9 protein-coding genes and 3 pseudogenes are annotated in these 12,386 nt (G+C 40.4%); 8 read left to right on the forward strand and 4 right to left on the reverse strand.

Annotated elements, in window-relative coordinates; translation table 11 throughout:
- Positions 1-51: 51 nt before the first annotated feature.
- From PR699_RS02960 to PR699_RS02970, 3 genes are read right to left on the reverse strand one after another with little or no spacing between them, the layout of a single operon-like run.
- Complete coding sequence (locus PR699_RS02960; protein ID WP_014657365.1) at positions 52-738, reverse strand: DUF4391 domain-containing protein; 687 nt, start codon at positions 736-738, stop codon at positions 52-54.
- Positions 739-741: 3 nt separating this feature from the next.
- Complete coding sequence (locus PR699_RS02965; protein ID WP_014657366.1) at positions 742-4,074, reverse strand: SNF2-related protein; 3,333 nt, start codon at positions 4,072-4,074, stop codon at positions 742-744.
- 37 nt (positions 4,075-4,111) lie between these two features.
- Positions 4,112-5,047, reverse strand: coding sequence for a WYL domain-containing protein (locus tag PR699_RS02970; protein WP_014657367.1), 936 nt, complete (start codon positions 5,045-5,047; stop codon positions 4,112-4,114).
- A gap of 292 nt (positions 5,048-5,339) precedes the next feature.
- On the opposite strand from PR699_RS02970, the gene PR699_RS02975 reads away from it, so the two are divergent.
- The 3 genes and pseudogenes from PR699_RS02975 to PR699_RS02985 form a co-directional block, all read left to right on the forward strand.
- A protein-coding gene (locus PR699_RS02975; protein WP_148271203.1) for an IS5 family transposase occupies positions 5,340-6,145 on the forward strand; the annotation gives its coding sequence in 2 pieces (ribosomal slippage) (positions 5,340-5,526 and positions 5,526-6,145; 807 coding nt in all).
- 172 nt (positions 6,146-6,317) lie between these two features.
- Positions 6,318-6,619, forward strand: a pseudogene (locus tag PR699_RS02980) (IS110 family transposase); the annotation flags it as partial.
- Between the two features lie 10 nt (positions 6,620-6,629).
- Positions 6,630-6,974 (forward strand): annotated as a pseudogene (locus PR699_RS02985) (integrase core domain-containing protein); the annotation flags it as partial.
- Positions 6,975-6,976: 2 nt separating this feature from the next.
- On the opposite strand, the pseudogene PR699_RS02990 reads toward PR699_RS02985, so the two are convergent.
- Positions 6,977-8,034: pseudogene (locus PR699_RS02990) on the reverse strand (transposase).
- Positions 8,035-8,123: 89 nt separating this feature from the next.
- Between PR699_RS02990 and PR699_RS02995 the strand changes: the two are divergent.
- From PR699_RS02995 to PR699_RS03015, 5 genes are all read left to right on the forward strand, one after another.
- Positions 8,124-9,211 (forward strand): IS3 family transposase gene (locus tag PR699_RS02995; protein WP_148271204.1). Its coding sequence is split into 2 segments (ribosomal slippage): positions 8,124-8,376 and positions 8,376-9,211, totalling 1,089 coding nucleotides; the frame shifts between segments, so codons are not numbered across the junction.
- A 188-nt stretch (positions 9,212-9,399) separates the two neighbouring features.
- Positions 9,400-9,537: a prophage integrase gene (locus PR699_RS03000; RefSeq protein WP_014657374.1), complete on the forward strand. Its 138-nt coding sequence runs from the start codon at positions 9,400-9,402 to the stop codon at positions 9,535-9,537.
- A 1,186-nt stretch (positions 9,538-10,723) separates the two neighbouring features.
- Positions 10,724-11,005: a helix-turn-helix domain-containing protein gene (locus PR699_RS03005; RefSeq protein ID WP_014657375.1), complete on the forward strand. Its 282-nt coding sequence runs from the start codon at positions 10,724-10,726 to the stop codon at positions 11,003-11,005.
- A gap of 146 nt (positions 11,006-11,151) precedes the next feature.
- Positions 11,152-11,700: a type 1 fimbrial major subunit FimA gene (fimA, locus tag PR699_RS03010; RefSeq protein WP_014657376.1), complete on the forward strand. Its 549-nt coding sequence runs from the start codon at positions 11,152-11,154 to the stop codon at positions 11,698-11,700.
- An 82-nt stretch (positions 11,701-11,782) separates the two neighbouring features.
- Positions 11,783-12,319, forward strand: coding sequence for a fimbrial protein (locus PR699_RS03015; RefSeq protein WP_014657377.1), 537 nt, complete (start codon positions 11,783-11,785; stop codon positions 12,317-12,319).
- The last annotated feature ends 67 nt before the right edge of the window (positions 12,320-12,386 follow it).

The raw sequence follows: 12,386 nt of genomic DNA on the forward strand, positions 1-12,386 counted from the left end.
CTTGCATAAAAAGCATGTGGCACTATTTAACTTATTGAAATTGTTTATTCTTTATGCGAGTAACTCTTCAAGCTCGCACCTTAAATTCTTTAACTGCTTATTGAGCTCAACCTTTCGGTTAAACTGTTTCTCAGCATGAACCTTCTTCTTATATTGCGAGATTTGCTTTTCCAATGCCTGAATTGCTGCCAAGCGTTCAATGACCTCTTCAATACTCTCGGCAGTTCGTTTGGATATGGGTAACAAGCGTGTAAGAAGCTTTTGATACAGCTCCGCCATATCGATTGCGGTAGGCAAACCCAAAACTTCAGAAGTTACTGTTGATACATTACCTAAATAGAACGTTTCTGAGCACAAATATCGGCTACAAACCCATTTGGCCTGATCGTTCTCTGCCTTACGCTTATAGCAAGCGGCGTAGTGGCCTTGCTCACCACTAGCACCCCATACCTCAAATAGAATGGGAAAAGGTATGGCCAAATCAATCGCTTTTAGTACGCTGTCGTCTATTGAGTCACCTTTAAGCTTCACACTGAAAACCTGTATTTCACTGACCTCACTGGTTTGGGGAATATTCAGCGTGCTAGGCGATAGCTTGTAAGCCCAAAGAATTTGATCTACTTGCTCTACAAAAAGTGACTTCAACCCAGTGCTTGCCGCGCTGTGCTCATATATTTTGTTCTTAGGCACGACTCGACCGAACTTTGCGTTGTCAGGAAATATCCAAGGTGAGTTCATAAACTAGCTAACCTCATCCTGATCACTGTTTTCCATCAGATGCTTTTGCTGGATCACAATAAATGCCAGCAATTCAAAGTCATCAAGCCCGGCAAATGTATTCACTAAAGCTGAGGTAGCGCCACCACTGAACAAACTATCAATATCTTTTTCTTCCTTAACTTCAACCATGCTTTTTATGGCATCTGTTAGAAGGTGAGAGTAACGCTGCATATCTCGACCGTCTTGTGTTAGGCGATTAAATAACGCACAAATCTCACTGAGCGGCTCTGTTTGCCCTTTACAGCTACTGCGGATTAAATCTAATAGTCTCTTTACCTCAAAATGATTAGCGACGATGTGCCCCTCATTCGATACATAGACAAGGTAATAAGGGTGGAGCCTGTTTTGCAGATCTCTATCGATACTGTTATTGACGTTTTTCAGCGCAAACACCACGCCAGGCAATAACCCTAATTCAGGCTTAGCTTCAACCACCGCATGCATGCCACTTGGTGCATTTCTTGGTTCGCCGTAGAGTTTCATTAAATTAAGTAGGTCCATCCGAAATTCGTTTAGACCTAGATCGGTGATAGAAACCCCCGTTTTTAAATCTTCAAGTTCAATGACTTCTTCTTGCAGCTTCTTTAACTGCTCTTTACGATACGACACATCGTTAGCTTGACTACTTAAGACGTTATCATCACCGGTCGCTGTCACGTCAACAATCGTCATTCGACTTTCAACACGTTCTTTTAAGTTGATGTACTCATCCAGCGATATATCAGGCCAGTAGTTAACTAACTGAATGCATTTATTCGGTGAACCAATACGGTCAACACGCCCAAAACGTTGGATAATTCGAACTGGATTCCAGTGAATATCAAAGTTAATTAAGTAATCGCAGTCCTGTAAGTTCTGGCCTTCAGAGATACAATCTGTAGCAATCAACAAATCGATTTCAGCGGGTTCGTCAGGTAATACACTGGCTTTCGATTTGGAAACTGGAGAAAACAAGGTGAGTACTTCTTGTGTGTCGTAACCTTTTCGTCCGGTTTTTAAGGTGGTCTTAGGTAAACTGGCACCACCAGTGATCATCGCAGTATGGATTGTATGCTTGTTTAACATCACAGGTGATAACTGCTCGTACAGATATTGAGCGGTGTCAGCAAACGCCGTGAACACGATAATTTTCCTGTTTCCAGGATTTATCGGATTATTTATTTTTGCTGCAATATGTGATTTTAGATGCTGCAACTTAGCATCTTCTTCTGGCTTAATTTTGCGAACAGAATCTAGTAACCCTTTGATCAGTTCCAAATCACCATCTAAATCCTGCTGCCAGGATGGAAGGTCCATATCCATTAGCTTAATTTTGATTTTGTTGCCGATTTCCATATCGTGATAAGAAGGCATATCGTCTTCATCTGCTTCAATAGACTCAAGCGCTTCAACCAGACTGCTCACTTCGGTTTGCCCGTCTCGCTTATAAAACTCGTCGATAATTGCAAGAACACGAACATGGTTATCATGAAGGGATTGCAAGGTAGTTCTGAACGAGTATACAGAACTCTCAAGACGCTTCAGCAGATTCGTTGTCATCAATGCAACCAAGCTTTTTTCACGGTCGCTTTGTTTTAACTTACCTTTTCCGCCTTCAACTTGCGTATCATACATCTCTTCGTATTTTTTCAATCTACTCGGGAGGATATAACTCACTGGCGCATAGACAGATAGCTTGAGTAGCTTAAGCTGTTCAAAGATCTCATTCAGGCTTACTACATCCGAACGAGTAGTAAGCGGACAATGAAACGAGATTGGCTTGTTACGTTCAGGAAAATGGCCAATATCTGTCGTATCGTAGAATGTTGTGATGTGCTTTCGTGAGCGAGCGATAGTGACGCTATCAAGCAGTTCAAAAAAGTCAAAATCCAAGGCATCGAGAATGGCTTTAGCTGTTCGCGTCTCTGGGTCTAGTTTGGACCAAGCGTTAAATGCGGCTTGTGCTTGGTTGAATATCTGTTCTACGCTTTTTGTGGTTTTAAGATGCTTTGTGAGATTGCTCGACTCGCCTTCATAAGCTAACGCGAGCTGGTTTCTTAGGTCAGTAAATCTATTATTCACTGGTGTCGCTGATAGCATCAGAACTTTGGTTTTCACGCCAGCCCGAATAACTTTATTCATCAGTTTCTGATATCGAGTTTCTCGATCTTTCACTGCATCATTATTTCTAAAGTTATGCGACTCATCAATGACGACCAAGTCATAGTTACCCCAGTTTATTCTATTCAACGGAGTACCGAAGGATTCGCCAGAGGTTCTGCTCAAATCTGTGTGACACAAAACATCGTAACTAAAACGGTCTTTAGCAAAGATATTTGTCTTTAAGTTTCGATTAAAGTTGAGCCAGTTATCCGCTAACTTTTTCGGACATAGAATCAGCACAGATTTGTTTCTGAGCTCGTAATACTTGATGACGGCTAACGCTGTAAATGTTTTACCAAGACCAACACTATCAGCCAGAATGCAGCCGTTATAGGTCTCTAACTTATTGATAATCCCAGTCGCGGCATCTTTTTGGTAGTTAAATAACTTGTTCCAAATCAAGGTGTCCTGATAGCCTGTTCGATCATTTGGTAATACATCCTCTGTAATATCATCAAGAAATTCATTAAAAATGTTATACAAAATAATGAAATAGACTTTTTCGGGCGAGTTTTCTTGGTAGACAGATTCTATATGCTCGCAAATGGTTTTAGTAACATCTTGAAGCTTCGCAGGATCTTTCCAAATTTGGTCGAATAACTGTAAGTACTGCGCTGTGAAATTTGGCTCATCGATTTTTTGCACAAAATTCGAAATAGCATTGCCTCGCTGATACCCTAGATCAACCGCCGTAAAACCGCTAACCGGAGCAAAAACTGCACTTATTGCATCTGCTTGCTGTCTAGATGCTTCCGTCACAACAAACGACTGCATTGGAGAATCAGTTTTGTTTGATTTGAATGTCGCTTTCTTTCTGATCCAGTTTGCACACTCTTTAGCGATCGCTTTTTGAGTGAGCTTATTCTTTAACTGTATTTCAAAGTCAGTTCCGTAAAGGCTGCGTTCACGCCCAGCTTTGGGGATAAAGAACTCTCGTTTTTCTTTTTTGAATTTATCGGTAACTTCATCTGCGACAAAAGTAGGTGATGTGAAGATGAACTCAAGTGAGTCTATCTTCGCTAACTCCTTTTTGAGAGCCTCATACGCATAAATAGAAAAGCAAGACGCAGCAATCTTTAACTTTGTATTCGGTGTCAGCGTCTGTTGAAGCTCGTCACCTAATAGGTTGTTAAGGTTATCGATTATTTTCATCAAAATTTATTCCCTGCGCCAAGTTCGTTTTTGTGCATTAGTTACCAAGTTCTTTTTCAATCCCTGGAGCTAGCATGATGTTTTTAACTCCATAAAGTGTTGCTCTGTTCTTTAAATGCAATTGAGCTCCACCATCTTTTAGTGTGGCGTTGGAAGAACAATCCACATTCCATTGTCTGAGTAAATAGCCTGCCGTTGCAGCTCTAATCTCAAGCTTTAGAACGCCGCCCGTCATACCATAATCCAGTTCAATCGCTTCGCTGTGCTTTATGCGTGGGTGTGGTACTAACTCAAGCTCCACAAATCGGTTCCATTGCCTGTCCTGGCTTTCGAGCTCCGTTTCAGACAAAGTGGAATCCTCAAGCACACCCGCTGCTTTAATTCGGGTCAACACAAAGTCACGGAACTCATTATGCTTGCGGTCAAAACCACGAACATGCCAACGCAGGCCATTGTCCACCAGCGTATGCGGCGCAATTTCACGCGTTGTTTCACCACTCGATAACGACACATAGGTGATACGCAAGGCTTTGCCTTTGTGTATGGCCTCGGTGACTTTCGCTACTATCGATAAACTTGGCTTGTTAAGGTGATAAGGCGCTTCACAAGCAAGGGGTGGTTTTACCTTGCCAGTAAAGCCATCTCCGTAACCTTGGCTAATGGTCGCCAGTGTTCGAACAACGTCATAGTCGAACAAGGGTTCAAATGCTTCACCACGTTTATGCAACTTGAGCTTTTGGTCATACTCAATGTTGCCTGGTGCAAGCTCTCGGTACATGGTGAAGTCTTTCGTTGCTTGCGCAGCGGCTATGCTGAAGCGATCGACTAAATCCGCCCGCACCGCTTCTCCCTTAAACAATAAGGTGAAATCGATGTGGGCAATGCGATCCCTGGTTGCTTGTGGCAACTGCGCTATCTGCGAAAGCCTATCTGGCTTCGCCACTACTGTTTGTTTCAGACCATCATTTGTCATGCGTCTTGTTTATCCCATTCAACCAATGTCTTAATACTCTGTTTATCAAGTAATGACTGGCATCGCATAATAACATTAAACTGATCCGCTCAACGCTGTTATTCATCCACAATGACTCAATCATCTCTACGGGTTGAAGCTGGCCTGATGGATATAAAACACGGAATAGGCTCCAACCTAATTAATTTTATTAGGCCTTATCCTATCATAAATTATTTTGTAAGAAAGACTAAAACTTACCCCAAAAGGGATTGTCAGAATGTCGTAACAGGTAATTTCTGAAGGTGAAAATATGACAGGTAGCAGATGGCGGATCAGCGATGAACTCTGGGAAAAATTAGCACCGCTTATCCCAGAACACAAAACTAATCATCCGCTCGGCACTCACCGCAAACGAGTTGATAACCGTGCTGCCATGAATGCCATATTCTTTGTACTCAGAACTGGCTGTCAGTGGAACGCCCTGAATGCCACGGGATATGTTCTTCGAGTTCTGCACACCGGCGCTTTCAGGAATGGCGTGATGCCGGTGTCTTTGAGCGCTTTTGGCAGAATGGTTTGCTTACCTGTGAATATCTGGACGGTATTGACTGGTCATGGTTGTCAATGGACGGCTGCATGACCAAATCACCACTGTCTGGAACAAAAAAACAGGCCCGCAATCCAACCGACAGAGGAAAACAAGGCGTAAAACGTAGCCTGCTTACGGATGCCAACGGGCTTCCTCTGTCGCTGGTTGTTGCAGCAGCAAACATGCATGATATCAAACTGGTTGCAGATACACTCGATGCCCTTCAGACGGGGCGTCCGGGACAAAAACTGAGACTCTGTCTGGACAAAGGTTACGATGCAGGCTGGCTGAAAACCTATCTACAAAACCGCGGTTACGAGCTGTATATCCAGTCCCGTAAAGAAGAGTCTGACGCCAGTAAAAACACGGACTTCAAAGCCCATCATTGGGGCGTCGAAAGAATGCACAGTTGGATGAATCGTTTTCGCCGAATTCTGACCCGATGGGAAAAGAAGATCGAAAATTACGAGGCCATGTTGCATTTTACCTGTGGTCTGATCGTCTGGAATAAAGTCCTATTGAGATAGGCTCTTAATACTAGCTTTTAGACTAGTTCTTAAAAAATGATTTGAACGCATCTCAACTATTTGAGAGTGGTGAGGGGATCGGCAGATGAGGTATTGATCCTAGCAAGCTTCTGGCATGATTGTACCCAATACGGGATGAATAAAGCTCCCTGGTAACTAGAGAATCCACAACATGAAATATATCCCCGTTGGCATCGATATCTCAAAACATCTTATGCAGATTTACTTCATTGATGAATATACAGGTGAAATCATCGATAAACATATAAAGTGCGGTGCCCTGTTGGAATACCTCAGCAATTGTGAACCTTACCTTATCTGTATGGAAGCCTGCGGCGACTCCCTGCATTAGCTGCGGGAGCTGAAAAAATGTAGCATAATGTCAGGTTACTTCAGGGAAAATTCATCAAAGCCTTCGTGATCGACAATAAAACCGACGTCATGGATGCCCATGCTATCTGGATGGCGATCCAGCACCATACTAAACTGGTTACCGACAAAGTCAGTAGAGTGATTGACCGACAATGTCTCAGCGCATCGATCCCATGAAGCGAAGTGGTTCGGTAAACAAATTTGTTTATCCCCTAAACATCTGGCGGTAGGTCGTCCCCAAAGTAACGGTATTACAGAAATTTTTGTAAAAATCATGAAACGAGACTACATAAGTTTAATGCCAAAACCTAATGGATTAACGGCAGTAAAAAATCTTGCGGCAGTCTTCGAGCATTACAATGAATGGTATCCTCACAGTACTCTCGGTTATCGTTCTCCGCAAGAGTACAAGCGGTGTCGAACTCATATAAGTGATAAAAAGTTTCTGGAAATATAGGGTTAAATACACAAAGCCATCACATTATCGAACCCTTTCAAAATATCTCGATAATGTGATAAGACTAGGTTCCAATTTGGGATTGGTATCATCCACTTTTCCTGCACACAAAGTAACACAGAGTACAGTATTTTTTATATGCTTTTTCGTTTGGAAATGCCCCTTTGGTTTTCGTAAGTTTGCGGAACTGCCGGTGTGTCGATTTCTACCACTTCCTTTGAAACTGCACGGTAAACTAGCTTGAGATCTGTCATAAATACTTTACGGTGTCTTGATTCTATGCATTTGATTAAATTCTTAATTTAATCAATAACACACAACTGAACCTCAATTTGAAGGTAGATACTGTTAATTGTATCATGGAAGCCAATTGGCCTATCAACACAGGCAATTTATATATCTTCTACCCCCCAGTTTTGCGGGTCAGTCAACACACTAAGCTAAAAACTATCCCCTTCGCTTTCAGAAAGATACAGACCTAGTATATCTTTTTTTACCCTCTAAATTAAGGACAAGAACCGTATAAATCGTCTTGCTCACATAGCGACCGTCTTGATTCACTTTGTAGTGGATGGCATCTAGCCAGATGAAGAATAAGGCGCATCCAGAGATCGCTGTTGCCACGGCTTAAGTTCAGGGATAACTTTATTGATCACTGCGCTAATTATGGCGGCTGATATGCTAAAAGTATATAGGTCTTCAATATCCTGACTAACAACTGAGTAACTTATACCAAAGGTAAAAAGACGTGTGATCTTGTGTTCTATCTCATTCGATAGCGTAGTATGGTGTTTTTTCACAAACTACGGTTCGAAAGACCCATTGTGGTCGCCTGGGGTTGCTAGCTCAACGTTACCTCTGGCTTTTTAATCGTCTTTTTGGTTGCTCCATTTCGACGACGAGCCTCAACATCATTCAACAAATGAGAGCCTAATTCAGCGGATAATGCAGCTTCAGTAAATTGCTTACTCAGTTGTGGCAGGATGCCGTCTTTACCAGTCAAAGCCGGCCCCTCTTGAAGTGCTTTTAGTGCTTTATCAAAATGGAAAAGTTGTGTCATGAGTCATTCCTTTTTGAGGGGTAATCCCCCCGAAAAATCGGTGTATTAATAAGTAGAATTTTCTTGTAATCTGAACTGAGGAAATCTCTATGAAAAAAGCACGTTTTACCGATAGCCAAATTATCACCATCCTTAAGCAAGCTGAGGCGGGAACGCCTGTTTCTGAACTGTGCCGCGAACATGGTATGAGCAACGCCAGTTTTTATAAGTGGCGCTCACGCTTTAGTGGGATGGATGCTTCCATGATGACCCGCTTGAAAGAACTGGAAGAGGAAAATCGCCGCCTCAAAAAAATGTATGCAGAAGAAAGGTTGAAAGCTGAGATCATTCAGGAAGCTATGGCAAAAAAGTGGTGAAGCCATCGCATCGAAAGCGGATGGCGCAAGAAGCTGTCAAAATACGGAATATCAGCGTACGTTTTGCCTGCCAGTTATTTGTAGTGAGCGAAAGTTGCTATCGTTATCAAGCTAAACTGAGTAAAGAAAATGAAGCAATAGCTGACTGGCTGATACGCATCACTGATAGCCAGCGCAACTGGGGATTTGGCTTGTGCTTTTTATACCTTCGAAACGTAAAAAACTTAAGATTTAACCACAAAAGGGTTTACCGAATTTATTGTGCGTTGTCACTGAACATGCGAATAAAGCCGAAGAAACGCCTAAAACGGGATAAGCCCGAGCCACTGACGGTACCCGAAACGAGCAATGAATGTTGGTCAATGGACTTTATGCATGATCAACTGTCGGATGGACGCTCAGTCCGTTTATTGAATATCATCGATGATTTTAATCGTGAAGCATTAGCTATTGAAGTGGATTTTTCCCTGCCGGCGAGTCGGGTTGTAAGAGTACTAGAGCAACTTATTGAGTGGAAAGGAAAACCGGTTTCCATACGCTGTGATAATGGGCCAGAATACACCAGTAATATATTGATATCATCGGCTAATCTGCAAGATATCAAAATAAACTTTATCCAGCCGGGTAATCCGCAGCAAAATGCTTACATTGAGCGTTATAATCGGACAGTCCGCTATGAGTGGTTAGGGCAATACTTGTTTTCATCACTGGATGAATTACAAGACTATGCTACACGGTGGCAATGGTTTTATAATCACGAACGACCGAACATGGCGTTGAATGGCTATACCCCAATGCAACATCTACAACGAATGACCTGATTCTACTTATAACCTCGGTTAAAAACGGGGGGATTACCTCAGTAAAACGAACTTTTTTCATCATGATCTCTGCTATTTTTAGGGCAGAAAATCTAATTATAGCTGTCTCATTTTAGGGGATGTGGACAACGCGAAATCATCTGAGATATCTCGTATATACCCACTCTGAGGTGAAGAGAACAAAGAATATGGTATTAACCGATACAAAAGTTCGTGCAGCTAAACCGGACGGGAAAGGTTATACACTGACTTTGTTAGTCTTTATTCGTTCTAGTGAATTGTGCTTTGCCCGTTGGGATGAAATTGATTTTGATAATGCCAAGTAGATGATCCCCGCGAAACGTGAAGCGATAGGTGAGGTTAAGCACTCTCATTGCTTTATGATAAATCGATTAAAACCGCTGTTGACGGTGAAGGTTTTTATACTACCTAGTTTAGAATGAGGTTATCTTAGCGACATTTAGCAGCGATGAAATCAAAGGAACCTAGGCCCCTTGTGCTTAGATTGACTTATCTGTTGAAATCGCTGAGAAAGTAGCAAAAGATCCAATTATAAATAAGTTGTCAAATAGAGGATTACTGGCGTTTATAGTAACTCTCTACATTATCCTTTCTAAAACTTACCATAATACTTCAGTTGACATTAATCATTATCATTTTTAGAGTAATTTGTTTCCTATTTTATTTTTAAAGTTTATTATCAATTATAATCAATCTTTTTTTGATCAATATTGGTTTTTTATTTTTATTGCGGAAGAGGGAGAAGGTGAATTAATACGAGTAAATTCTATTATAATGTGTAAATAATACTGAGTTTTCAATCATTCATTTGTATTTCTTATGTGTTTGATTGTTTTTTGTTCTTTGAGATTGAGTTTGAAATTACAGGAGTAAATAATCACTATTCTGTTGGGTAAATAATTTTTGGCTAATTATCTTAACGGTGGGTGTTTAACTGTTTTTATTTTCAATAACGTGAAAAAATTATTAGATTTATAGAATTTCTGTATTGGTTAGTATTTTAAATTTTCTTAGTGGATAATGTTTTGGTCACGTTTTTTGATATTCTTATTGAAATAAAATTCTTGTTTTCTTTATTTTGTTTGTTGATCGTGTTTTTTAGTTTTACTTCAGCGATTTTTTTGTTTTTTTAATATATGCCTACTTTAGCTATTTATTGTAAATTATTGTTTCTAAATTACATGTATTACATGTAATTTATTTATCGTATTATTCACCTAAATATTTCTTTTTATTTTAAATTAAAATCTAACTTTATTTATATTATTAATTAATAAGGGATTTTTCTTTTGATCCCCTCTTATTTTAATCGAAAAAACCGATCGAAAACAAAAATACAATAGATTTCGACTATCAAAATTAGACAATTCGATCGAAAAAAACAATTTTTAACTCGAAAAATGATTCTATATCCTAATGTGAGTTGACGAATGTTTCTCTTATAAACAATACATAGAATAAATCCGCTAATAATAGTTAGAGAGGTTTAGAATGCGAGAGCGAAAATATGATTCGTTATCTAATAATATTGGCAGAATGCTGAAGTCTTATCGTAGAAGAACCGGATTAACAGGCAGCGAATTAGCCAAAAAAATTAATGTAAGTCAGCAACAAATATCCCGTTATGAAAATGGGGTTAATAATATAACATTCGACAAATTAATTATACTTTTTAATGCGCTTGAAATGGATGGGGCAGATGTTGAAATGTTTTTCGAAAAAATAAAGCGTTTTTTTGATTCTGATAAATATAAAAACACACGCAGAGAGTAATAAGGCATGGCAGATATTTAAATTTAATTGAATTACAGTTTTGTAATTTAATTAAATTCGAACATTTTAACTGTGTCTTTATTTAAATGGTACTAACCCTCCTCTATTGTCAAAGTTTTTGCAATAAATAAACATAAGGAAATTTTATGAAAGTTAAATCACTAGCACTTGTTATTGTTTCGGCTCTATCTTTAAGTTCAGTTGCTGCTGTTGCAGAAACGACAACAGTTAATGGCGGTACTGTGCACTTTAAAGGTGAGTTGGTGAACGCAGCATGTGCTGTTGATGCTAACTCTGTAGAACAAACTGTACGTCTTGGCCAATTCCGTACTGCTAAGTTAGCACAAGCAGGTGACACCAGCTCTCCAGTTGGTTTCAACATTCAATTGAATGATTGTGATACCACTGTTGCAACGTCTGCAAAAGTCGCGTTTAGAGGCGTAGCCGCAAATGCCGCTAACCCAACGGTTCTAGCTGTTGCGGGTTCAGCAGCAGGTTCTGCGACTAACGTTGGTATTCAAATTTTAGACTCCAAAAGCGTACCTCTAGAGCTCGATGGTGCAACATTTAGTAGTGCTATCACTTTGAATGATGGTAATAACGTTCTGCCATTCCAAGCACGTTACTATGCACTTGGTGCAACAACAGCAGGTATTGCGAATGCTGACGCAACATTTGCGGTTCAGTACGAGTAATTATTGCGCGATGGATGAAGGGTGAAAAACCCAATAGGCCATGGACGGCTTTTTATAAACAAAACTAAAAAGGTGAAAGCTCATGAGAGGGCTGATACTTGCTCTACTACTTTTGGTTTCTCCGCTTATGGAAGCTGGAAATAAGTGGCAAGTCCAACTTCCAGGCGGAGGAATGCGCTTTCAAGGGGAACTGATTGCTGAAGCTTGTAGTGTTGAAACTTCAGATAGAAGTTTGATCGTGAATATGGGGCAGTTGCGCACCAATATGCTCAATGCATCAGGCCAAGATACAGACCCCGTGATCTTTGATATTCATCTCCGAGAATGTAGTGCTGTTGCTAGTGAATACGTCTCAATCACTTTTGCGGGTATTGCTAACGATAAAAACCCAGCGATCTTTGCTATTGATAATGGACCTAATACGGCAACAGGTGTGGGACTGGCTATTTTTGACTCAAAAGATACGTTGATCCCAATAAATAGTTCACCACGAAAAATAGAGCGAGTCAGTAACGGTGATATGACTTTACATTTTGTCGCGAAGTATCGTGCGACTAGCGACCAAATTACAGGCGGAAAAGCGGATGCTCAAGCACTGTTTTCGCTCACATATGAATGAATAAAAAGATCAAAAAAATGTCTGCGCGTATTTTTAATGTTTTTAGTAAAAGAAGGACAGATGTAAC

Origin of the sequence: Providencia sp. PROV268, from assembly GCF_028477805.1 — a bacterium.
Taxonomy (GTDB): Bacteria; Pseudomonadota; Gammaproteobacteria; order Enterobacterales; family Enterobacteriaceae; genus Providencia; species Providencia stuartii.